Annotated in this window: 23 protein-coding genes; 9 read left to right on the top strand and 14 right to left on the bottom strand. The window is 72.9% G+C overall.

The window, feature by feature from the left end; genetic code table 11:
- Positions 1–63: 63 nt before the first annotated feature.
- Together JOE61_RS18480 and JOE61_RS18475 are read left to right on the top strand one after the other, a co-directional pair.
- On the top strand, positions 64–1,302 hold the full coding sequence (locus JOE61_RS18480) for a coiled-coil domain-containing protein (protein ID WP_193667475.1): 1,239 nt from the start codon (positions 64–66) through the stop codon (positions 1,300–1,302).
- Positions 1,299–2,465: an AI-2E family transporter gene (locus tag JOE61_RS18475; protein ID WP_193667476.1), complete on the top strand. Its 1,167-nt coding sequence runs from the start codon at positions 1,299–1,301 to the stop codon at positions 2,463–2,465. Before JOE61_RS18480 ends, JOE61_RS18475 begins: the two co-directional genes overlap by 4 nt.
- Positions 2,466–2,520: 55 nt before the next feature.
- On the opposite strand, the gene JOE61_RS18470 is transcribed toward JOE61_RS18475, so the two are convergent.
- Together JOE61_RS18470 and JOE61_RS18465 are read right to left on the bottom strand one after the other, a co-directional pair.
- The gene (locus JOE61_RS18470) at positions 2,521–2,922 is read right to left on the bottom strand and encodes a GNAT family N-acetyltransferase (protein ID WP_193667477.1); all 402 of its coding nucleotides are present in this window, start codon (positions 2,920–2,922) and stop codon (positions 2,521–2,523) included.
- A 188-nt stretch (positions 2,923–3,110) separates the two neighbouring features.
- Entirely contained in the window at positions 3,111–4,082 is a 972-nt protein-coding gene (locus JOE61_RS18465; protein WP_193667478.1) for an EamA family transporter, read from the bottom strand.
- Between the two features lie 62 nt (positions 4,083–4,144).
- Between JOE61_RS18465 and JOE61_RS18460 the strand changes: the two genes are divergently transcribed.
- Positions 4,145–4,660 carry a CGNR zinc finger domain-containing protein gene (locus JOE61_RS18460; RefSeq protein ID WP_227491273.1) on the top strand — a complete coding sequence of 172 codons (516 nt, stop codon included), beginning with the start codon at positions 4,145–4,147 and terminating at the stop codon, positions 4,658–4,660.
- Positions 4,661–4,779: 119 nt separating this feature from the next.
- Entirely contained in the window at positions 4,780–5,139 is a 360-nt protein-coding gene (locus JOE61_RS18455; protein WP_193667480.1) for a response regulator, read from the top strand.
- On the opposite strand, the gene JOE61_RS18450 is transcribed toward JOE61_RS18455, so the two are convergent.
- The 4 genes from JOE61_RS18450 to JOE61_RS18435 all read right to left on the bottom strand — a co-directional run bounded on the left by JOE61_RS18450 (position 5,136) and on the right by JOE61_RS18435 (position 9,905).
- On the bottom strand, positions 5,136–5,885 hold the full coding sequence (locus tag JOE61_RS18450; RefSeq protein WP_193667481.1) for a hypothetical protein: 750 nt from the start codon (positions 5,883–5,885) through the stop codon (positions 5,136–5,138). The genes JOE61_RS18455 and JOE61_RS18450 overlap by 4 nt on opposite strands.
- A 39-nt stretch (positions 5,886–5,924) precedes the next feature.
- Positions 5,925–7,742 (bottom strand): 3-hydroxyacyl-CoA dehydrogenase family protein, encoded by a 1,818-nt coding sequence (locus JOE61_RS18445; RefSeq protein ID WP_227491274.1) that lies wholly within the window; start codon positions 7,740–7,742, stop codon positions 5,925–5,927.
- A 76-nt stretch (positions 7,743–7,818) separates the two neighbouring features.
- Positions 7,819–8,418 carry a GNAT family N-acetyltransferase gene (locus tag JOE61_RS21860; RefSeq protein ID WP_204797311.1) on the bottom strand — a complete coding sequence of 200 codons (600 nt, stop codon included), beginning with the start codon at positions 8,416–8,418 and terminating at the stop codon, positions 7,819–7,821.
- Positions 8,352–9,905, bottom strand: coding sequence for an alanine/glycine:cation symporter family protein (locus JOE61_RS18435; protein WP_193667483.1), 1,554 nt, complete (start codon positions 9,903–9,905; stop codon positions 8,352–8,354). Before JOE61_RS18435 ends, JOE61_RS21860 begins: the two co-directional genes overlap by 67 nt.
- A 93-nt stretch (positions 9,906–9,998) precedes the next feature.
- Between JOE61_RS18435 and nucS the strand changes: the two genes are divergently transcribed.
- Together nucS and JOE61_RS18425 are read left to right on the top strand one after the other, a co-directional pair.
- Positions 9,999–10,676 (top strand): endonuclease NucS, encoded by a 678-nt coding sequence (nucS, locus tag JOE61_RS18430; RefSeq protein WP_193667484.1) that lies wholly within the window; start codon positions 9,999–10,001, stop codon positions 10,674–10,676.
- A gap of 37 nt (positions 10,677–10,713) precedes the next feature.
- On the top strand, positions 10,714–11,244 hold the full coding sequence (locus JOE61_RS18425) for a DUF952 domain-containing protein (protein ID WP_204797310.1): 531 nt from the start codon (positions 10,714–10,716) through the stop codon (positions 11,242–11,244).
- Positions 11,245–11,249: 5 nt separating this feature from the next.
- Here JOE61_RS18425 and JOE61_RS18420 read toward each other — a convergent pair whose 3' ends face one another.
- Complete coding sequence (locus JOE61_RS18420; RefSeq protein ID WP_193667485.1) at positions 11,250–12,167, bottom strand: FAD-dependent oxidoreductase; 918 nt, start codon at positions 12,165–12,167, stop codon at positions 11,250–11,252.
- A gap of 112 nt (positions 12,168–12,279) precedes the next feature.
- Here JOE61_RS18420 and JOE61_RS18415 point away from each other — a divergent pair, with 112 nt between their 5' ends.
- Positions 12,280–13,350: an alpha/beta fold hydrolase gene (locus tag JOE61_RS18415; RefSeq protein ID WP_193667486.1), complete on the top strand. Its 1,071-nt coding sequence runs from the start codon at positions 12,280–12,282 to the stop codon at positions 13,348–13,350.
- Between the two features lie 31 nt (positions 13,351–13,381).
- Here the strand turns inward: JOE61_RS18415 and JOE61_RS18410 are convergent, their stop codons facing one another.
- Genes JOE61_RS18410 through JOE61_RS18390 form a run of 5 tightly spaced genes read right to left on the bottom strand, consistent with a single transcriptional unit; the run spans position 13,382 to position 17,310 of the window.
- Positions 13,382–13,906 carry a ferritin gene (locus JOE61_RS18410; RefSeq protein WP_193667487.1) on the bottom strand — a complete coding sequence of 175 codons (525 nt, stop codon included), beginning with the start codon at positions 13,904–13,906 and terminating at the stop codon, positions 13,382–13,384.
- A 35-nt stretch (positions 13,907–13,941) separates the two neighbouring features.
- Positions 13,942–14,172, bottom strand: a complete 231-nt coding sequence (locus tag JOE61_RS18405; protein ID WP_193667718.1) for a hypothetical protein — start codon at positions 14,170–14,172, stop codon at positions 13,942–13,944.
- Between the two features lie 52 nt (positions 14,173–14,224).
- Entirely contained in the window at positions 14,225–16,252 is a 2,028-nt protein-coding gene (locus JOE61_RS18400; protein ID WP_193667488.1) for an ethylmalonyl-CoA mutase, read from the bottom strand.
- Positions 16,253–16,303: 51 nt separating this feature from the next.
- Positions 16,304–16,612, bottom strand: a complete 309-nt coding sequence (locus JOE61_RS18395) for an STAS domain-containing protein (protein WP_193667489.1) — start codon at positions 16,610–16,612, stop codon at positions 16,304–16,306.
- 59 nt (positions 16,613–16,671) lie between these two features.
- Positions 16,672–17,310, bottom strand: coding sequence for a hypothetical protein (locus JOE61_RS18390; protein WP_193667490.1), 639 nt, complete (start codon positions 17,308–17,310; stop codon positions 16,672–16,674).
- Positions 17,311–17,368: 58 nt separating this feature from the next.
- Between JOE61_RS18390 and JOE61_RS18385 the strand changes: the two genes are divergently transcribed.
- Both JOE61_RS18385 and JOE61_RS18380 read left to right on the top strand, forming a co-directional pair.
- Positions 17,369–17,941, top strand: coding sequence for a cob(I)yrinic acid a,c-diamide adenosyltransferase (locus JOE61_RS18385; RefSeq protein ID WP_193667491.1), 573 nt, complete (start codon positions 17,369–17,371; stop codon positions 17,939–17,941).
- 9 nt (positions 17,942–17,950) lie between these two features.
- Positions 17,951–18,706 (top strand): hypothetical protein, encoded by a 756-nt coding sequence (locus tag JOE61_RS18380; protein WP_193667492.1) that lies wholly within the window; start codon positions 17,951–17,953, stop codon positions 18,704–18,706.
- Here JOE61_RS18380 and JOE61_RS18375 read toward each other — a convergent pair.
- Both JOE61_RS18375 and JOE61_RS18370 read right to left on the bottom strand, forming a co-directional pair.
- Positions 18,703–19,917, bottom strand: coding sequence for an MFS transporter (locus tag JOE61_RS18375; RefSeq protein WP_193667493.1), 1,215 nt, complete (start codon positions 19,915–19,917; stop codon positions 18,703–18,705). The two genes, JOE61_RS18380 and JOE61_RS18375, sit on opposite strands and share 4 nt — an antisense overlap.
- 312 nt (positions 19,918–20,229) lie before the next feature.
- Positions 20,230–20,679, bottom strand: coding sequence for a DUF2550 domain-containing protein (locus JOE61_RS18370; protein ID WP_193667494.1), 450 nt, complete (start codon positions 20,677–20,679; stop codon positions 20,230–20,232).
- Between the last annotated feature and the right edge of the window lie 9 nt (positions 20,680–20,688).

Here is a 20,688-nt window from a genome sequence, read left to right as displayed (position 1 = left end):
CACGCCGACTCGGGCGCGCGACACCAGTTCCTCCCCCCAGCGCGGCAAGAAGGGTTTTTCTCGATGAGCGACCAGGGCCTGTCCATCTTCGACGACGAGCCGGAGCGCCCCTCGGGCGACGGCGACAAGACCCAGGTGATCCCCACCGTCGGCAGCGGTCCGGCGGCGCCGGCGGGCGCGACGTCGGGCTCGCGGCCCGGCGCCGGCGCCCAGCGAGGCGCCTCGGCGGCCAAGCCCTCGGGCGGCACCACCGGTGGCGCGGCGGCCGGGGCGGGCCGTCCCGAGACGCCGACCTTCCCCACCGTGCGGCGCGGCGGCTACGACGCCGCCGCGGTCGACACCAAGGTGCGCCAGCTGGTCGGCGAGAAGAGCGGGCTCTCCAGCGCGCTCGCCGAGTCGGAGCGCCGGGTGGCCGAGCTGCAGCGCGAGGTCGCCACGGCGCGCGAGGAGCTCGCCGAGAGCGAGCGGCCGTCGTACGCCGGGCTGGGCGGGCGCGCCAGCTCGATGCTGCGCCTGGCCGAGGAGGAGGCCGCCGAGATCCGCGAGACCGCCGAGCGCGACGCCGAGGAGATCCGGGGGCAGGCCACCCGCGACGCCCAGGCGATCCGGGCCGACGCCTCCCGCGAGGCCGAGGACATGCGGATGGTGCAGCTCAAGGAGCTCGAGGAGCACCGCACCCGGGTCCTCGCCGACGCCGAGCAGGAGCTGAGCCTGGCCCGCAGCGAGGCCGCCGACGTGCTCGCGGCCGCACGCCGCGAGTCCGACCAGCTGCGCCTGGCCGCCGAGCAGGAGTCGACCGAGATGCGCACCTCCGCCCAGCGCGCCGTCGAGCAGGCCCGCGCGGCCGCCGACCGCGAGGTCCAGGAGGCCCGGCGCACCCTGGCGGTGGAGAAGGAGCGCCTGGCCCGCGAGGCCAGCGACCACCACCACACCGCCATGGCCGAGACCCAACGGCTGGTCGCCGAGGCCGAGCAGCGCGCCAGCTCGGCCGAGGAGCGGGCCGCCCAGGCCACCGCCCGGGCCACCCAGCACCGCGAGCAGGTCACCAAGGAGGCCGAGGCGCTGCTGGGCCGGGCGCGCCGCGAGGCCGAGCAGATCGTGGTCTCGGCACGCACCCAGTCGGAGTCGATCAGCTCGACGAGCACGGCCGAGGCCGAGCGCGAGCTGGCCAAGGTCCGGGCCGAGGTCGAGCGGCTGCGCAAGCGCCGCGACGGCATCACCGCCCAGCTGGCCTCGCTGGCCGACCTGGTCAACGCCTTCGGCGACGACGAGGAGACCAAGGCAGACGGCCCCGCCTCGTGAGCGGGACGCACGCGGACGAGGTCGCCGACGGGCCGGAGGCCCCCGCCGAGGAGACCCCCGCGCCCGACGGGGCCGCCGCGGACTCGGGGCCCAAGCCCGGCGACCGCGAGGACCTGGGCACTCCCGGGCCGCCGCTCGACCGGCGCGCCCCGTTCTACCTGGGCTTCTTCGGCGGCCTCGGCGCGTTGACCGCGTGGTGGCTGGGCTCGACGCTGCTCTCGATCAGCAGCACCCTGCTGCTCGTCGTGGTCTCGCTCTTCCTCGCCGCGGGGCTGCACCCGGCGGTCGAGGCGCTGGTGCGTCGCGGCATGCGCCGCTCGCTGGCGGTGCTCACCGTCATCGTGGTGTTCCTGGTGGCCGTGGGGCTGTTCACCGTGGCCATCGTGCCGGTGATCACCGACCAGGTGGCCGCGATCACCGAGAACGCACCCGGCTGGTTCGACCAGCTGCAGCAGAACCAACGGGTGCAGCAGCTCAACGAGGAGTACCAGGTCCTCGACAAGGCCCGCGACTACCTCAGCGGCGGCGACTTCGTCGGCACCCTCTTCGGAGGGGCGCTGGGCATCGGGCTCGCGGTGCTCGGGGCGCTGTTCAACGCGTTCATCATCGTGGTGCTGACCCTCTACTTCCTGGCCTCGATGAACTCGACCAAGGCCGCGCTCTACCAGCTCGCCCCCGCCTCGCGCCGCGAGCGCGTCGCCAAGCTGGGCGACCGGGTGCTGGCCGGGGTCGGCGGCTACGTCTCGGGTGCCTTCGTGGTGGCCCTGGCCGCGGGGCTGTCCTCGCTGGTCTTCCTGTTCGTCGTGGGCCTGGGTGAGTACGCCGTCGCGCTGGCCTTCGTGGTGGCGCTGCTCGACGTGATCCCGATGATCGGCGCGACCATCGGCGCGGTGATCGTGACCGCCATCGGCTTCGCCACCGACCCGACGATCGGGCTGGCCTGCCTGATCTTCTACGTGGTCTACCAGCAGGTCGAGAACTACGTGATCTACCCGCGGGTGATGTCGCGCTCGGTCGACCTGCCCGGCGCGGTCATCGTGATCGCGGCGCTGGTGGGCGCGGCCCTGCTCGGCGTCGTCGGTGCGCTGCTGGCCATCCCCACGGCCGCGGCGATCCTGATGCTGGTCCGCGAGGTCTTCGTCCGGCGTCAGGACACCGCATAGCCGCGAGCCGGCGCGAGTTCCCCGCGAGCCGGCGCCAGTTCCGGCCCGGCTGGACTCAGGCCCCGGGGTAGATCCGGTAGCCCTGCATCCGGGTGTGGCTGAAGGACTCGTAGAGGCCGGTCGCGGTGTCGGTGATCAGGTCCATCCGCAACGTCCCGGTCGCCTGGAACGTCGCGACCACCAGCAGCCGCGCGATCCCCCTGCCGCGGTGGTCGGGGTGCACGGCCACGAAACCCAGGTGCGACTGCAGCACCCCGTCGCCCAGCGCCTGCGCCCAGCCGACCAGCTCGCCGTCGACGTCGGCGACGTACGCCGCCGCGCCCGGCGCCGTGCAGACCCGGTGCACGACCTCGGCGTCGGTCAGCGACGGCCACTGCACGGTGGTCGAGAGCCGGGCGATCGCCCGGGCGTCACGGTCGTCCTGGTCACGGTAGGGGCGGATGTCGGCGGTCGCCATGGCAGGCAGGGTATGCGCGACCCCGACCGCCCTGGGCGAGGAGGTCGCGGAGCGGCCTGGGCGACCCACGACAACAGCTTCACCAGAGAGCCGTCTGCGAGTTCGTCGATCGTTCGACCAACGGCCCATCCCGTTGATCGAACGATCGACGAATCGGGAGAGCCGTCCCGACGGACCGCCCGGGAGGCTCAGGTGACGACGGGCTCGGTGCGCACCACGCGCGACTCCCCCAGCTTGACCACGACCACGCCCGCGAGCACCAGCACGCCCCCGAGCAGCTGGACCAGGCGCGGCAGCTCGTCGAGCAGCACCCACGCGAAGACCACGGCCGCCAACACCTCGGTCAGCGCGACGAAGGAGGCCAGGCGCGAGCCGAGGCGCCGCCCGGCCGCGATCCCGCTCGTGTAGGACAGCCCCGCGGTGACCAGGCCCAGCAGCAGCACCGGCACCCACCAGGCGACCTCGCCGACGGCGTACGTCGCCGGGGCGGTGCCGGCCGTCATCGGCATCAGCCCGGACAGGCCCAGCCCGGCCAGCACCAGCGACCCGACCACCAGCCCGCCCGCCGCCAGTGCGAAGGGCGGCAGCCCGTTGTCCTCGTCGGCGGAGATCACGAAGTACGTCGCCGCGCCCACCATGGCGCCCAGGCCCCAGGCCACGCCCGGCAGGCTGATGTCGGCCCCCGAGACCACGTCGAGCACCAGCACCAGGCCCGCGGCGGCCAGCGCGGCGCCGACCAGGGTGACGGCGCTGGGCCGCTGGCCGTGGCGCAGCCACAGCCACACGACCACCGCGGCCGGGGCGGTGTACTCGATGAGGAGCGCCGGCCCGACCTGCATGTACTGCACGGCCGAGAAGTAGCAGAACTGCGCTCCGGCCACCGCCAGCACGCCGTAGGTCACCACCAGGCCGATGTTGCGCCGCAGCAGCCCCCACCGTCCCCGCAGCGAGACCAGTCCGAGCGGCAGCACGACGACCGCGGCGATGGCGACCCTGATCAGCACGGTCGCGCCCGGGCTCCACCCGGTGTCGAGCAGGCCCCGGGCCAGGGCGCCCGAGAGCCCGAAGGAGAGGGCCGAGACCAGGGCGAAGGCCAGGCCGGCCCCCAGGCGGGACGTCGCGGCGGCGGGCACCGGGGCGTCATGGGTCAACGTCGTCATGGGTCATGACGCTAGAGGGGGTTTGGTAACGTGTCAATGTGGTTTTCGCTCATGACACCGAGATGTCCCTCCAGGCCGCCGTGACCCTGGCCAACACCGCCCTCGAGCCGGACACGCTGACGACCGTCGGGGAGCTCGACGAGTTCTACAGCACCCACCAGTACAGCGGGCGGCACGAGCAGACGCTCGACGAGCTCGACGAGGTGCGCGCGCTGCGCCCGGTCCTGCGCGGGCTGATGCTGGCCGAGCGCGACGACGCCGTCGAGCTGGTCAACACCATGCTCGCCGAGGCCGGAGCCGTGCCCCGCCTGGTGCGCCACGAGGGCTACGACTGGCACATCCACGCCTGCGACCCCGACGCCGACCTCGTCACCCGCATGAGCGTCGAGACGGCCATGGCGATGATCGACGTCATCCGCACCGACGAGATGTCGCGCCTGGGCGTGTGCGCCGACGACGACTGCGACGGCATCGTCCTGGACCTCTCGCGCAACCGGTCGCGGCGCTTCTGCTCGACCACCTGCGGCAACCGCAACGCCGTCGCCGCCTACCGGGCGCGCCAGAGCGACACGGCCTGAGCTCCGCTCGCCGCCCGCCTCCCGTCGACGTCGACGTCGGCGTCGGCGTCGGCGTCGGCGAATCCCGCCATCCGGAGCCTGCGGGTGCCACACTGGCCCCGAACGAGAAGGAGGCCCTGATGCGCGTGCTCGTCGTCGACGACGATCCGGACCTGTCGATGCTGATGGCGCTGGTGCTCTCGCGCCAGGGCGGTCACGAGGTCGACACCGCCGGCGACGGCGTGGAGGCGCTCGCGCTCCTGGGCACCAGCGACTACGACATCGTGGTGCTGGACTGGAACATGCCGCGGCTCGACGGCCTCGGCCTGTGCGCGGCCATCCGGGGCGACCTGCAGCGACCCGACCTCCCGCTGCTGATGGTCACCGCGCTCCCCGACCACGCCACGGCGCGGGCCGCCGGCATCGACCAGGTGCTCGGCAAGCCGTTCAGCACCTCCGCGCTGCTCGGCGCGGTGGACGGCCTGGCCCAGCCGGCCTAGAAGTCGAAGAGGTCCCCGAAGCCCTCGCCGATCCCGCCCAGCCCCTCACCGATGCCCTCGCCGATCCCGCCGAGGGCGTCGAAGCCGCCCATCCCGCTGAAGAGCAGGCCCGCGAACATCCAGTCCATGGGCGTGAAGGCGCCGTAGTAGCCCTGCGCGTAGGGCTGGTAGGCGCGACCGCCCTGCCAGTAGGGCACTCGCCGGGTCCCGACCATCACCTGGCGTGCGTCGGGCTCGGCCCCCGCCCGCACCCGCTCGGCGTCCAACGCGCAGGCGGGCACCTCGCGGCGGGCGCCGCCGGACGGGGTGAACGGCACGTCGGTGGTGGACAGGCCGTGGCGCGGGTCGAAGAAGCACGGTGGTCGCCGCGTCGGCAGCGGTTCGCCGTGCACGCGGGCCTGCACGCACGCGACGGCGTAGCGCCCGTCCTCGATGATCCTCGTGACGTCCTCGACCTGGTCCGGGCTGGTGATCGCCTCGCCGGCCGCCTTCGCGGCCTCGTAGGCGTCGAGGGCGCGCTGGTAGTCGGCGTTGGCCCCCGCGTCCAGCGTGTGCCCCAGCATCTCGGCGTCGAGGTCCTGCAGTTCGGTGCCCAGCGCGGTGACATCCTCGAAGACGAGCTGGCGCACCGGCGCCAGCTCGGCCTGCCGCGCCTGCTCCGCACGCCGCCGGCCCGCCTGGGTCACCCACAGCAGCAGGCCGCCGCCGGCGGCGAGGGCCAGCAGGACGATCAGCAGGTCGGGCATGCCGTCATCCTACGGACCCCCACCGCGGGCGGGCGGGCCTCAGCGGCTGCTGTAGTCGCGGAAGCCGCGCTTGGTCTTGCGACCCAGGTAGCCGGCCGTCACCAGGTGCTCCAGCAGCGGCGCGGGCGCGAAGCCGGGCTCCCGGAACTCCAGGTAGAGCTCGCGCTGGATGGCCAGCGACACGTCGTTGCCCACCACGTCGAGCAGCTCGAAGGGACCCATCGGCAGCGCACAGCCCTGCTTCATGGCGGTGTCGATGTCGTCGGCGGTCGCGTAGTGCGCCTCGAGCATCTTCACCGCGTCGTTGAGGTAGGGGAAGAGCAGCGCGTTGACGATGAACCCGGCACGGTCGGCGCAGGAGACCGCGACCTTCCCGATCTTGGCGCACAGCGCCCGCGTGGTCTCCGCGACGTCGTCGTCGGTGGCCACGGTCGAGACCACCTCGACCAGCTTCATGATCGTGGCGGGGTTGAAGAAGTGCATCCCGACGACGTCCTGGGGACGCGAGGTCACCCGGGCCATCTCGATGATCGGCAGCGACGAGGTGGTCGTGGCCAGGATGGCGCCGGGCCGGCAGATCTCGTCGAGGTTCTCGAAGAGCGTGGTCTTGATCGCCAGGTCCTCGGCGATCGCCTCGACGACCAGGTCGACCTGCGCGAGGTCGTCGAGGCTGGTGGTGCCGCTGACGCGCGCCAGCACCTCGCTCTTCTGCTCCTCGGTGGCCCGGCCGCGCTGGATCTGCTTGTCGAAGTTCCTGGTGATCGCCGCGCGCACGCCCTCGACCTTCGACTCGGCGCGCCCCACGCACACCACGTCGTGGCCCGCCTTGGCGAAGACCTCGACGATGCCGGCGGCCATGGTGCCGGTGCCGACGACGCCGACGGTGCGGATGTCGTGCTTGAGCTGCGGTGCGTCGTCGGCCGACGGGGTCGCCGCGTCGGGCACCACGGTCGGGCTGTCGGGCGCCTCGTAGGTGTAGAAACCGCGGCCGGTCTTGCGGCCCAGCAGGCCCGCGGTGACCATCTGCTTGAGGATCGGCGTGGGCGCGTGCAGCCGGTCGCGGCCCTGGCGGTACATCGTCTCGAGGATCTCGTACGCCGTGTCGAGACCGATCAGGTCGAGCAGCGCCAGCGGGCCCATCGGGTAGCCGCAGCCGAAGCGCATCGCGGCGTCGATGTCCTCGCGCGAGGCGTACTTGCCCTCGAACATCGACGCGGCGTGGTTGAGGTAGCCGAAGAGCAGCGTGTTGGCGATGAACCCCGCCTTGTCGCCGCACACCACCGGGCTCTTGCCCAGGCGGCCCAGCACGGCCTGAACGTCGGCCAGCACCACCGGGTCGGTGACGACCGTGCGCACCACCTCGACGAGCTGCTGGACCGGGGCCGGGTTGAAGAAGTGGATGCCCACGACGCGACCGGGGTGGGACGTGGCGGTCGACAGCTCGGTCACCGAGAGCGACGAGGTGTTGGTCGCCAGGATCGTGCTCGCGTCGACGATCGAGTCGAGCTCGCGGAAGATCTGCTGCTTGGTCGCGACCGACTCGACGACGGCCTCGATGACCAGGTCGGCGCCGGCCAGGTCGCCGAGCGAGGTGGTGGTCCGGATCCGCCCGACCAGCTCGGCGGCCTCCTCCTCGGTGAGCTTGCCGCGCGCGACCGCGCGCCCGGTCGACGCCTCGAGGTGGCGGCGGCCGCGAGCCGCGCCCTCGTCGTCGAGCTCGACACCCACGACGTCGAAGCCGTGGCGGGCGAAGACCTCGGCGATCCCGGCGCCCATCGTGCCGAGGCCCACGACCCCGATGGTCGTGAACTCGCGGGAGGCGGCGGGTGTGGCGGCGGTCTCAGGGGAGGTCGTCATGGCCCGCATCATGGCACGCGGAGGGCCGTCGCACCGTGGCGTAGTTCACTCGCGAGTAACGTGATGCCCGCCACACTCACTCCTGGCGGCGCAGCACCAGTCGCATCACGACCCGCTCCCCCGCCTCGTCGAGGCCCCGCTCCTGCTCCCGGGCCCGCAGCTCGGCCAGGACGCCGACCGGCTGCACCACCTCGAAGCCCAGCCGCGCGTAGAACGGCGCGTTCCAAGGCACGTCGCGGTAGGTGCACAGGCTCAGCTCGCCGAACCCGTCCCACCGCGCCTCCTCCGCCGCGGCCTGCACCAGTCGGGCACCGGTGCCGCGCCGCCCGTGGGCCGGCAGCACGGAGACCTGCTCGAGGTGCGCCCTGGTCTCGTGGCCGTCGTCGAGCAGCACGACGTGGGCGAAGCCGACCACCTCGCCGTCCACGACCGCCACCAGCAGGTGCCCGGGCTGGTCCGCGCGCTCCCCACCCGTCGGGGCCGGGCCGGTCAGGGCCGGCGGCAGGTGGTCGAGGTGCTCGCGGAACAGCGCACCGCCCGCCTCCTCCACCGACGCCAGGTGGCGCAGGTCGGAGGGGCGGGCGGCACGCAGGACCGGGCCCGAGCCGCTCAGGTGGTCGCTCGCTCGTCGCGGGGGACCTCGGTGATCTCGCCGCTCGCGCGACCCTCGCGCCACTTGCGGACCTCCTCCTTGACCTTCGGCAGCAGCAGGTAGCAGCCGAGCAGGTTGAAGATCGCGCAGACGAAGAGCATGCCGTCGGCGAAGCTCAGCACCGAGCCGAGGTTGACGACCGCACCCAGCGCGGTGAAGACGCAGAAGATGAGCTTGAAGGCGTTCTCCTTGCCCTTGCTGCGCCCCACCAGCGTGGTCCAGGCCTTGAGCGTGTAGTAGCTCCAGGTGATCAGCGTCGAGAAGGCGAACAGCGCCACGGCGACGGCGAGCACGTTGTCGAAGCCGGGCAGGAAGGAGTCGAAGGAGCGCGAGGTCAGCACCACGCCGGTGTCGCTGGTGACCGACTCGCCGGCAGCGGCCCGGTCGAGCAGGTCGTTGTAGAGCGGCACGTCGGCGATGACGATGGTCAGCGCGGTCGCCGAGCAGACGACGACGGTGTCGATGAAGGGCTCGAGCATCGCCACGAAGCCCTCGGAGACCGGGTGCTTGGTCTTGACCGCCGAGTGCACGATCGGCGCCGAGCCGACGCCGGCCTCGTTGGAGAAGGCCGCACGCTGGAAGCCCACGATGAGCACACCGAGCGCACCACCGGTGACACCCTCGGGGTTGAACGCGCTGGAGACGATCGTGCCGACCGCGTCGGGGATCTGCGTGACGTTGCCGAAGATCACCAGCAGGCAGGCGCCGATGTAGAGGATGCCCATCAGCGGCACCAGCTTGGAGGTGACCCGGGCGATGGAGCGCACGCCGCCCAGGATGACCAGCCCGACCAGCGAGGCCAGGACGATGCCGAAGATCAGCGCGGCGTCGTCGGAGGCCAGCCAGCCGTCCTCGCCACCGGTGATCTCGACCGCCTGGGCGTAGGTCTGGTTGGACTGGAAGGCGTTGCCGCCCAGGGCGCCGAAGAGGATCAGGGCGACGGCGAAGATGCTCACGCCGATCTTGCTGGCCGTCGCACCGAAGCGCTCGAAGGCCACCGGCAGGTACTTGAAGGGGCCGCCGGTGACGGTGCCGTCCTCGTGCACCTCGCGGTAGCGCACCCCGAGCGTGCACTCCACGAACTTCGTGCACATGCCGAGCAGACCGGCCAGGATCATCCACAGCGTCGCGCCCGGACCACCGACGGTGACCGCGACCGCGACACCGGCGATGTTGCCGAGCCCGACCGTGCCCGAGACCGCGGACGACAGCGCAGCGAAGTGGGTGACCTCGCCGGGGTCGCTGGCCCGGGAGTACTTGCCCAGGACGAGGTCCTTGGCGGTCTTCAGCGAGGTGAACTGGATGCCCCGGAAGTAGATCGTGAAGATCGTGGCCGCGGCGACGAGCCAGAACACGATGAGGGGGAAGGAGTAGTCCCCCAGGGGGACCTGCCAGAAGATCACATCCGTCACGGCGGTCGCGATCGGCTCGAAGGCGTTGTTGATCGCCTCTTCCACACCGCCCAGGAAACCGTCGGACTCCGCTGCGAGCGGGATCAGCATGGTCGTCATGGACGTTTACTCAACCCGACCAGACCTGTGAGCGCAATCACCCACACCGCCCGGGACCGCCCCGGATGTCGTCGGGAGGTAGATTCCGGCCCCGTGAGACTCGTCGTTGCCCGCTGCCAGGTCGACTACGCCGGTCGGCTCACCGCGCACCTGCCGATGGCGACCCGGGTGCTGATGATCAAGGCCGACGGGTCGGTGCTGGTGCACTCCGACGGCGGCTCCTACAAGCCGCTGAACTGGATGTCGCCGCCGTGCACGCTGGCCGAGGGCCACGACGAGCACGGCACCGCCGAGTGGGTGGTCACCTCCACCAAGACCGGCGACAGCCTGCGGATCCTGCTCGAGGAGGTGCACAGCGACTCCTCCCACGAGCTGGGCGTCGACCCGGGCCTGGTCAAGGACGGCGTCGAGAAGCACCTGCAGGAGCTGCTGGCCGAGCACCCGGCCACGCTGGCCGAGGGCCTGGTGCTCGTGCGCCGCGAGTACCCCACCGCGATCGGCCCGGTCGACCTGATGTGCCGCGACGGCGAGGGCCGCTCGGTGGCGGTCGAGATCAAGCGCCGCGGCGAGATCGACGGCGTCGAGCAGCTGACCCGCTACCTCGAGCTGCTCAACCGCGACCCGCTGCTCGCGCCGGTGCGCGGCATCTTCGCCGCCCAGGCGATCAAGCCGCAGGCGCGGGTGCTGGCCACCGACCGCGGCATCTCGTGCGCGGTCGTCGACTACGACGCGCTGCGCGGCATGGACGACGCCGAGGCTCGCCTGTTCTGAGACCCCCTGCGACGCCCGGGGCCCGTAGGGTCGGGGCGTGCTGATCTTCCACATAGCCACGGCGGCGGACTGGAGCGCGGCGCTGGCCAGCGGGGCCTACACCACCTCCACGCGTTGGCGCACGCTCGAGCAGGAGGGCTTCGTCCACGCCGCCCGTGCCGAGCAGTGGCGCGACGTGCACGCGCGCTACTACGCGGACGCCGACGAGCCGCTGGTGCTGCTCGAGATCGACACCGACCGCCTGCGCAGCCGGGTGGTGGAGGAGCCGGCCCTCGCCGGCGGCGCCGAGACCTTCCCGCACGTCTACGGACCCATCGAGCCCGCGGCGGTGCTGCGCGCCGTGCCGGTGCCCGAGGCCCTCGCCGCCACGTCCTTCAGCAGCCTGTTCCTGCGCGAGCTGGTGCGAGCCGCACTGCTCGGCGTGCTCGTGGTCGTCCTGGCCGCCGTCGGCGCGCTGCTCCTCGACGAGACCCTCGGGGGGTGGGGCGTCCTGGTGGGCGCCGTCGCCGGTGCCGCGCTGGGCGTCGTCGTGGCGCGGGTCCTGGGCCGGCGACGCGCCCGGACCTGAGGGCCTCAGCCCACCAGCGAGGCGACCTCGTCGGCGCAGCCCCAGCTCAGGGTGACCCCGGCGCCGCCGTGCCCGTAGCAGTGCACGACGTCGCCCACCCGCTCCAGGCGCACCGAGGGCCGGGCCGGGCGCAGCCCGACCCGGTGCGCCAGCACCCGCGCCCCCTCCAGCTGCGGCACCAGCCGCGTCGCGCGGGCCAGGACCTGCTCGGCGGTCCGCGGGTCGGGCGTGCGGCTCCACTCCCCCTCCTGCGCGGTCCCGCCGACCACGACGTCGTGCTCGCGCGGCACCACGTACGTCGGTCCCTCGCCGTCGAGCACCCACCGCTCGAGCCCGACCTGGGCCAGGCGCACCACCTGCCCCCGCACCGGCACCACGCTCGGGTCGGCGCCGAGCAGCCGCGCGCCGATGCCCACGCAGGAGACCACCAGGTCCAGCCCGGAGGCCCGCCCGGGCACGGGAAGCGCCGACAGGTTGAGCCGCGAGACCGTGCCGCCGAGCTCCTCGACCCGCCCCAGCAGCCAGCGCAGGTAGACCGGCATCTCGACCACCGGGGCCACGAACGACCAGCCGTCGGCGTACCCCTCCGGGGGCGATGCGACCCTGGTCAGGTCGGGCACCGCCGAGCGCCACCACGGGTCGGGCGCCGGCAGCCGGAGCAGCTCGGAGCCCTCCTGGAGGCGCACCCCCGTGCCCGGCACCTCGGCCAGGCGGGCCAGCTCGGTGAAGCAGGTCGCCGACCACGCCGTGACCCGGTCCTGCGGCAGCGCCCGGTAGGGATACCAGATGGCCGCGGCCACCGCGCTCGTCGTCTCGAGCGGCAGGTCACGGGCGACGACGTCGACCCGGTGACCCGCCTCGAGCAGCCGCACCGCACAGCTGAGCCCCACGACACCGGCACCGACCACCACGACCCTGCTCATGGCCCAGAGTCTGGCACCGCGCCCGTCGCGCCGCAGCCGCCTCGACGGACGTCACACACGTCACATACCGACGGTCTGTGAACGCGGGCCTTGTTGACATACGTTCAACACCATGACCCGGACCCTGCGCACCCTTCTCGTCGGTCTCGTCGTGGGAGCGCTCAGCGGCGCCCTGCTCGGGGCCCTGGCCGGCCAGGCCAGCGCCGAAGGCGCCCGGCCCACGGTGATCTCGCGCGAGGTGGCCTTCGACCTGGTCAACACCAACGACACCGACCTGCTCTGCCTGCCCGACGGCGAGGACTACGTCGTGCGCGCCCGGCTCGTCGGCCCGCGCCAGCAGGTGCTGGGCCGGGCCGGCGCGCGGCGCATCAACCTGCTCGTCCACGACGCCGGCACCGGCGGCTGGTTCTGGGGCGCGGGCTCGCCGCGCCGCTACGACTACGCCCGCCAGCTGGCCCGCCGCGGCGAGACCTCGCTGGTGCTCACCCGGCTCGGCTACGACGAGAACCGGCTGGGCTCGGGGCGCGACACCTGCCTGGGCGCCCAGGCCACGATGCTGCACCAGGTGGTCCAGCACCTGAGGTCGGGCCAGTACCGCTTCACCGGTGACGTCGGGACCACGACCCCGCACGCCGGCCACGTGGTCGTCCACGGGCACGGCACCGGCGCCGCCGTCGCCCAGCTCGAGGCCTCCACCTTCGACGACGTCGAGGGGCTGGTCCTGATGTCGTGGACCGACAACCAGTTCTCGCAGCGTGCGCTCGCCGAGTCCGCCCGCCAGGGCACCACCTGCCTGAGCGCCGACTACGCCCGCTACGGGGAGAGCCGCGCCGACTTCCGCTCGCTCCTCTTCGGCTCCGCCCCCGCGCAGGTGCAGCGCCGCGCCGCCCGACTGCGCAACGACGTGCCGTGCGGCGACGTGCTGAGCCTCGCCAGCATGGTGACGGCCCTGACCCTGGGCACCGGCGACATCGAGGCCCCGGCCCTGCTGCTGTACGGCGACCAGGACGCGCGCACCCGCGCGGGCGCCGCCGAGCAGCAGGCCGGTCGCTTCCGCTCCAGCGAGTCCGTGCGCACCCGCACCTTCCGCGGCACGGCCAGCGCGCTCCCCCTCGAGCGCCGGGCCCCGCAGGTGCGTCGCGAGGTGCTGGCCTTCCTGGCCGCGCTCGGCGAGCGCGGCTAGGCACTCCGGACGGGGACGGCCGGGTCCGCGCCTACGCGCCGGCGACCCGGGGTGCGGTCGGGTCGTCGAGCCCGGAGTCCTGCTCGCGCGCGACGTACTCCTCGATGTCCTCGACGTCGTCGAGGTTGCGGCGCACCACGGCCAGCAGGTCCGACATCGTGGCGATCTCCTCGACCTGCTCCTTGATGAACCACTGCAGGAACTGCTCGGAGGCGAAGTCCTGCTCCTCGCGGGCGGTACGCACCAGGTCGTAGATCTGCTCGGCGACCTGGCGCTCCTGCTCCAGGGCCAGGGCGACCGGGCCCACGACGTCGTCGAAGGAGGAGAGCGGCGCGGGGACCCCGGGGATCACCACGGCCGAGTCGGTGTCGAGCAGGTACTGCACCATCATCATGGCGTGGTCGCGCTCCTCGAGCGCCTGGGCGTAGAAGAACGCCGCCATCTGCGGCATCGTCTCGGCGTCGTAGTGAACGGCGCAGGCCAGGTACTGCTGGTGCGCGGCCAGCTCGTTGCCGATCTGGGCGTTGAGCTGCTCGACGAAGCGCGGTGCGGGCACGGGTTCCTCCGGTGGTCTGGCGGGGCTGGTGGCCCTCAGGCCGAGGCGGCCAGCTGCTTCTTGGTCACCTTCGAGCCGTCGAGGCGCACGAGCTTGCGCTTCTTGACGGTGTAGCCGGAGGGCAGGGTGCCCTCCTTGAGCATCCGCAGGGGACAGCGACCGCACTTGCTGCGCGACTCGCAGCACTCGGTCTTCGGCAGCTTGACCACCGTCGAGCCCTTGCCGCTCTTCTTGGAGCCGTGCTTGGCGCCCTTGCCCTTGCCCATGCCGCTCACGGTAGCACGGGGTTAGGTGAGGCTTACCTGCCGTTCCACCGCGTCAGTCCAGGTCGTTGGCCGCGCGGATGACGTCGACGATGCCGCCCATGATCTCGGTCAGCCCGAAGTCCTTGGGCGTGTAGACCGCGCCGACACCCAGCTCGGCGAGCCGGCGGGCGTCGGAGTCGGGGATGATCCCGCCGACGATGACCGGGATGTCCCCGGCGCCGGCCTCGCGCAGCCCCGCCAGGATGGCGGGCACCAGCTCCATGTGCGAGCCCGACAGGATCGAGAGCCCCACGCAGTGCACGTCCTCGGCCACGGCCGCGGAGACGATCTGCTGCGGGGTCAGGCGGATGCCCTGGTAGACGACCTCGAAGCCGGCGTCGCGGGCGCGCACGGCGACCTGCTCGGCGCCGTTGGAGTGGCCGTCGAGGCCCGGCTTGCCGACCAGCAGGCGCAGCCGGCCGCCGAGCTCGTCGCCGGTGGCCCGCACACGCTCCCGCACGGCGGTCAGCTCGGTGCCGGCCTCGGCCACGCCCACGGCGCCGGAGACGCCGGTCGGGGCCCGGAACTCGCCGAACACCTCGCGCAGCGTGCCGGCCCACTCACCGGTGGTCGCCCCCGCGCGGGCGGCGGCCAGGGTGGGCCCCATCAGGTTCTCGTCGCCCTGGGCGGCCTCGGCCAGCGCGGCCAGGGCTGCGGCGACCTCCTGCTCGTCGCGCTGGGCCTTCCAGGCCTCGACCGAGTCACGCGCCGACTGCTCGGCGCGGGGGTCGGCGGTCATGATCGCCCCGTCGAGGTCGGAGGTCAGCGGCGACGGCTCGGTGGTCTCGTAGCGGTTGACACCGACGATGACCTCCTGGCCCTCCTCGATGCGCGCGCGGCGGGCGGCGTGCGCCGAGACCAGCTCCTCCTTCATGTAGCCGGACTCGACCGCGGCGATCGCGCCACCCATCGCCTGCACCCGGTCGATCTCGGCCTTGGCGCCGGCGACCAGCTCGGCGACCTTGGCCTCGATGACGGTCGAGCCGTCGAAGATGTCGTCGTACTCGAGCAGGTCGGACTCGAAGGCCAGGACCTGCTGCAGCCGCAGCGACCACTGCTGGTCCCACGGGCGCGGCAGCCCGAGGGCCTCGTTCCAGGCCGGCAGCTGCACGGCGCGGGCGCGCGCGTTCTTGGAGAGCGTGACCCCGAGCATCTCGAGCACGATGCGCTGCACGTTGTTCTCGGGCTGGGCCTCGGTCAGGCCGAGCGAGTTGACCTGCACGCCGTAGCGGAAGCGGCGCATCTTGGGGTCCTGCACGCCGTAGCGCTCGCGGGTGATCTCGTCCCACAGCTCGACGAAGGCGCGCATCTTGCACGTCTCCTCGATGAAGCGCACCCCGGCGTTGACGAAGAAGCTGATCCGGCCCACGACCTTCTCGAAGTCCTCGTCGGCGACCTGGCCGGACTCCTTGACCTGGTCGAGCACCGCGATCGCGGTGCACAGCGCGTAGGCCAGCTCCTGGGTGGGCGTGGCCCCGGCCTCCTGCAGGTGGTAGCTGCAGATGTTGATCGGGTTCCACTTCGGGATCTGGTGGACGGTGTAGGCGATCATGTCGCTGATCAGGCGCAGGGAGTGCTCGGGCGGGAACACGTAGGTGCCCCGGGAGAGGTACTCCTTGATGATGTCGTTCTGGGTGGTCCCGGCCAGCTGGGCGGCGACCTCCTCGGGCGTCAGGTCGGGGTTCTGCTCCTCGGCCACCACCTGGTACATCGCCAGCAGCCACATCGCGGTGGCGTTGATGGTCATCGACGTGTTCATCGACGTCAGGGGGATGTCGGCGAAGAGGTGGCGCATCTCGCCCAGGTGCGGCACCGGCACCCCGACCTTGCCGACCTCGCCGGTCGACATCACCGAGTCCGGGTCGTAGCCGGTCTGGGTCGGCAGGTCGAAGGCCACCGACAACCCGGTCTGTCCCTTGGACAGGTTGTTGCGGTACAGCTCGTTCGACGCCTGCGCGGTCGAGTGGCCGGCGTACGTGCGCATCACCCAGGGGCGGTCCTTCTCAGGACGCGCGAGCAGGGGTCGGTCCTTCTCCGTCATGGACAGAGGGTAGAACGGGATCTACGCGCTGGTAACCGGCTCGGGTGTGGCTTATCCGACACCCAGGGCCGCGCGGTCGACGTCGACGACCCGGATCAGGTGCGAGAGGTGCAGCAGCCGACGCACCGCCGGGCCGCAGCCGCGCAGGGTCAGGTGCCCCCCGCGCAGGTCGGCCGCCCTGCTGGCCACGGCCAGCACCCGCAGGGCCGTGACGTCGGCGCCCGAGACCGCGGAGAGGTCGACCACGACGTGCCCGTGGCGGGCCAGGTGGTCGTAGACCGCGGCACGCACCTCGGTGGTGCTGCGCACGTCGAGGTCGCCCTCGAGCCGCAGCGTGGCTCCGTCCCTGCTGATCCGCATGTGCCCTCCCGCCCGCTGGCCCCGCTCCCCCGGTGGAACGCGACTCGGCGTGGTCGTCCTCACACACCTTGACGTGTCGGCGGCCCGGATGGTTGCACCGTGCGGCCACTTTTCTGCTCCGTGTCGCGACCGACCAGCGCGAGCGCACCCGTGCCGAGCCCCAGCAGGGCCATCCCGGCCACCCCCTCGGGCGCGAAGATGTGCCCGACGTGCACCAGCCAGGCCCCCGCCAGCAGCACCATCCCGACCAGGCCGACCAGCACGGGAGCGCGCAGGCGCACGACCTGGTCGACGACCAGCACCCCCACGCAGACCAGCAGCGCCCACGAGCCGACCTCGCCCAACGGCGTGCCGATGCGGAACATCTGGCTGACCGCGGCCGGTCGCTCCACGCCCGGCCCGAGCTGGTGGGTCACCCAGCCGGCGCCGATGCCGCTCACCACGTCGAGCGCGGTGTAGAACGTGGCGTAGACGTAGGCCGACAGGCGCACCACCCAGGCGACCGCATCGGTGCGCCCCCGCACCAGCACCGCCAGGGCCACGCCGACCAGCGGGAAGACCAGCAGGCCCGGCACGTGCAGCGCGAACCACCGCCACGCGGTGTCGTACGAGAGCCCGTGGGGGTGGAACAGGCCGGCGGCGGCCAGGGTCAGGCCCGGCAGTGCCAGCGCCAGCGGCCAGAGGAGTCGGCGTGCCATGCGCCGAACCTACGCACGCCCCGGAGGCGCTGCACCCACCCGTGGCTACCCTTCAGCCATGGTCAACCTGACGCGCATCTACACCCGCACCGGCGACGCCGGCGAGACCCGGCTCGGCGACATGAGCGTCACGACGAAGACCGACACCCGGTTGCAGGCCTACGCCGACGTCGACGAGGCCAACGCCCACCTGGGCCTGGCCGTGGCCCAGGGCGGCCTCGAGGACGACGTCGTGCAGCTGCTCGTGCACGTGCAGAACGACCTCTTCGACGTCGGGGCCGACTTCTGCACCCCGGTGGTCGCCGAGCCGGAGTACCCGCCGCTGCGCATCACCCAGGACTACGTCGACCGGCTCGAGGGCTGGTGCGACCACTACAACGAGCCGCTGGAGAAGCTGCGCTCCTTCATCCTCTCCGGCGGCACCGTCGGCGGCGCCCACCTGCACGTCGCGCGCACGGTCGTACGCCGCGCGGAGCGCTCGGCCTGGGCGGCGCACGCCGAGCACGGCGAGAGCATGAACCCGCTGGCCATCACCTACCTCAACCGGCTCTCCGACCTGGTCTTCATCCTGGCCCGCCACGCCAACCGAGAGCGCGGCGACGTGCTGTGGGTGCCCGGCGGCGAGCGCTGAGGCGACGTCGTGACCCCTGACCGGTTCTGGCGCCTCGTCGAGCTGCTCGCCGGCACCGCCGACGAGGAGACCGTCCCCCGGCTGGAGGCGGCCCTGGCGCCCGGTGAGCACGAGACCTTCGCCGACGCGGTGCAGGACCACGTCGACCGGTTGCTGGCGCGACGGGAGGTGCCGGGCTCGCACGCCGGCGACACCGCCGAGCACCTCGCGGCGGCCGTGGTCGCCGCGGGGCGCGACACCTACGAGCGCGAGCTCGCCCTCGACACCCCCCTCGACCCCGGCCGGTGGCGCTGGGAGGAGGCCGAGAGGCTCCTGGTGGCCGGGCTCGTCGCGGAGGAGGAGCCCCACGACGGCGTCGGCGACCTCGCCGAGCAGCTGGGCGTCCACCTGCAGTGGCGCTCGGTGCAGGTGCCGGACGGGGTGCTCACCAGCTGGGGCGAGGAGGTCGCCGAGATCGACGGGGTCCTCGGCGACGACCCCGCCTTCGGACGCGTCCCCGCCGACGACCCGCACTGGCACGAGGCGCTGCAGCGCCTCGCCGAGGACCCCGAGTTCCACCACCGTCGAGCCGCCGTGGCCGGCCTCGAGCTGCACGTCGTGGTGCGCGACACCGACGAGGCGACGCTGAGCGCCTTCCCCGACGCCGACGCCGCCGAGCACGTCGTGCTCGTCGTCCCGGTCGAGGCGATGACCGCCGACCCCCACCGCGCCGAGGCCTACGTGGAGGCCGTGGTCACCATGCTCGTCTCGTTGACCGAGGACTAGGACGCCACGCCGGCCGTGCGGTCCCGCGTGGCGCCGACGCTGAGCGCCGCGGGGAGCATGAGCACGGCGACGACCAGCAGCACCTCGAGGGTCCCGACCCGGTCGGCGAGCCGACCCAGCAGCGGCGGGCCGGCGAGGAACGCGCCGTACCCGATCGTCGAGACCACCGAGACGCGCAGCGCGGCGCCCTGCGGGTCGTCGGCGGCTGCGCTCATCCCGACCGGGAAGCCCAGCGAGGCGCCCAGCCCCCAGGCCAGGATGCCGGCGGCGACCACGACGGGCGAGCCGCCCAGCACCGTGGCCAGGGTCCCGGCGCCCGCCAGGGCGGCGCAGCCCAGCAGCACCGGGGAGCGGCCCCAGCGGTCCAGCAGCAGCGGGCCCAGCAGGCGACCGGTGGTCATCGCCACCACGAAGAGCGCGAACCCGGACACCCCGACCCACGTCTCGACCCCGTAGCCGTCGATGAGGGCCAGCGAGAGCCAGTCGTTGGCGGTGCCCTCGACCATCGCGAAGCAGAGCACCATCAGGCCGATCGCCAGGGTGCGCGGCTCGGTCCACGCCGAACGGCGCGCCGGGGCTCCGGGCGCCGGGTCGTGGCCACCGGCCGCCGGGCGGGCGGGGGCGAAGCGCGCGGCGCTCCCCCAGGCCAGCGCCCAGGCGAGGCCGGCGACGCCGGTCAGGTGGACGAGCAGCGGCACGTCCAGGGCCACGACCAGCACCCCCAGGCCCGCGCCGATCATCGAGCCCAGGCTCCAGCCGGCGTGGAAGCGCGGCATGATCGTGCGGGCCAGGCCCCGCTCCACCTCGGCGGCCTCGACGTTCATGGCCACGTCCCACACGCCGGTGCCGGTGCCGTGCACCAGCAGCCCCGCCGCGGTGACCGGGACCGACCCGGTGCTCACCCCGAGCGCTGCCAGGCCCAGCCCGCACGTGTCGAGCCCGGCCCCCAGCCGCACGGTGGCACCGCCGCCGATCCGGTTGATCACGTGGCCGGTGCTGGGCAGGGCCACCAGCGAGCCCGCCGCGACGGCGAGCAGCAGCAGCCCCAGCGAGCCGTTGCTCAGGGCCAGCCGCTCGCGCACGTCGGGCAGCCGGGAGACGAGGGAGGCGAAGACCAGCCCGTTGAGCACGAAGGTCAGCGCCACCGCGTTGCGGGCACGCAGCAGGGTCGTATCGGGCCGATCGACGGCCCGCTCAGCGGTGCGGGGCATCCGCCCATCGTGCCAGTTGACCGGTCAACCAGCCAAGGCGCCCCTGTTGGTTGAGGAGGTTGCGCAGCAACCGTCTCGAAACCCCGCGACCACACGGCGTACGGCGCGTGGGCACCTGCCCATTGGTCGAGCAGCGAGGGACGGAGGCTCTGCGCGGAGTGGTCACAGACAACGTCTCGCAGTGCTGCTGACTCGCCGTTCGTGACCACTGCGCGCTCAGCAGGATGGCCCGGCGTACGGCGCGTGGGCACCTCACCGGGTCTCGACGACGTTCCTCGCTGGTGCTCGTCACTGCTCGACCGACGGCGTCGGTCAGCGGGAGCCGGGCATCTCCGCACCCGGGGGGCGTGCCTCCAGCCACGACTGGAAGCCGGTCAGCGACGACGTTCCCATCGCCAGCTCGACGTCGGCCCCGGTGGCGCTGTGGCACACGATGACCACGTGGTCGGGGAACAGCGAGGACTGCTCGGCACCCTCCGGCGCGCGGCGAGCCTCGTAGGTCAGCTCGCTGCGCTCCCAGGTGCGCTTGGGCCGTGGCGACAAGGAGAAGATGCGGAACCACTCGAGCTGCTCGCCCGAGTAGCGCCCGATCCCGAGAAGCCAACCGCGCCCGGCCCTGTCGGACCGGACGCGGTGGCTGAGCTCGAAGGTGCCGCCGTCACGAGCGATGACACGACGGCGCACGACCAGGGCGAGGCCGTAGAGGAGGACGAGCACCAGGAGCACACCGGCTGCGTCGAGCAGCCACTGCCACACCGGCATCCACGTCCC

It is taken from the genome of Nocardioides salarius, from assembly GCF_016907435.1.
Taxonomy (GTDB): domain Bacteria; phylum Actinomycetota; class Actinomycetes; order Propionibacteriales; family Nocardioidaceae; genus Nocardioides; species Nocardioides salarius.
Note: the sequence above shows the minus strand (reverse complement) of the source record. Positions and strands in the feature narration are given on the sequence as shown.

What these genes read in the sequence shown, in the direction of transcription:
- JOE61_RS18480 (WP_193667475.1), top strand. Translation starts at nt 64, where the DNA reads ATGAGCGACCAGGGCCTGTCCATCTTCGACGACGAGCCGGAGCGCCCC.
- JOE61_RS18470 (WP_193667477.1), bottom strand. Translation starts at nt 2,922, where the DNA reads ATGGCGACCGCCGACATCCGCCCCTACCGTGACCAGGACGACCGTGAC.
- JOE61_RS18465 (WP_193667478.1), bottom strand. Translation starts at nt 4,082, where the DNA reads ATGACGACGTTGACCCATGACGCCCCGGTGCCCGCCGCCGCGACGTCC.
- JOE61_RS18460 (WP_227491273.1), top strand. Translation starts at nt 4,145, where the DNA reads ATGTCCCTCCAGGCCGCCGTGACCCTGGCCAACACCGCCCTCGAGCCG.
- JOE61_RS18455 (WP_193667480.1), top strand. Translation starts at nt 4,780, where the DNA reads ATGCGCGTGCTCGTCGTCGACGACGATCCGGACCTGTCGATGCTGATG.
- JOE61_RS18450 (WP_193667481.1), bottom strand. Translation starts at nt 5,885, where the DNA reads ATGCCCGACCTGCTGATCGTCCTGCTGGCCCTCGCCGCCGGCGGCGGC.
- JOE61_RS18445 (WP_227491274.1), bottom strand. Translation starts at nt 7,742, where the DNA reads ATGACGACCTCCCCTGAGACCGCCGCCACACCCGCCGCCTCCCGCGAG.
- JOE61_RS18435 (WP_193667483.1), bottom strand. Translation starts at nt 9,905, where the DNA reads ATGACGACCATGCTGATCCCGCTCGCAGCGGAGTCCGACGGTTTCCTG.
- JOE61_RS18420 (WP_193667485.1), bottom strand. Translation starts at nt 12,167, where the DNA reads ATGAGCAGGGTCGTGGTGGTCGGTGCCGGTGTCGTGGGGCTCAGCTGT.
- JOE61_RS18415 (WP_193667486.1), top strand. Translation starts at nt 12,280, where the DNA reads ATGACCCGGACCCTGCGCACCCTTCTCGTCGGTCTCGTCGTGGGAGCG.
- JOE61_RS18405 (WP_193667718.1), bottom strand. Translation starts at nt 14,172, where the DNA reads ATGGGCAAGGGCAAGGGCGCCAAGCACGGCTCCAAGAAGAGCGGCAAG.
- JOE61_RS18400 (WP_193667488.1), bottom strand. Translation starts at nt 16,252, where the DNA reads ATGACGGAGAAGGACCGACCCCTGCTCGCGCGTCCTGAGAAGGACCGC.
- JOE61_RS18395 (WP_193667489.1), bottom strand. Translation starts at nt 16,612, where the DNA reads ATGCGGATCAGCAGGGACGGAGCCACGCTGCGGCTCGAGGGCGACCTC.
- JOE61_RS18390 (WP_193667490.1), bottom strand. Translation starts at nt 17,310, where the DNA reads ATGGCACGCCGACTCCTCTGGCCGCTGGCGCTGGCACTGCCGGGCCTG.
- JOE61_RS18385 (WP_193667491.1), top strand. Translation starts at nt 17,369, where the DNA reads ATGGTCAACCTGACGCGCATCTACACCCGCACCGGCGACGCCGGCGAG.
- JOE61_RS18375 (WP_193667493.1), bottom strand. Translation starts at nt 19,917, where the DNA reads ATGCCCCGCACCGCTGAGCGGGCCGTCGATCGGCCCGATACGACCCTG.
- JOE61_RS18370 (WP_193667494.1), bottom strand. Translation starts at nt 20,679, where the DNA reads ATGCCGGTGTGGCAGTGGCTGCTCGACGCAGCCGGTGTGCTCCTGGTG.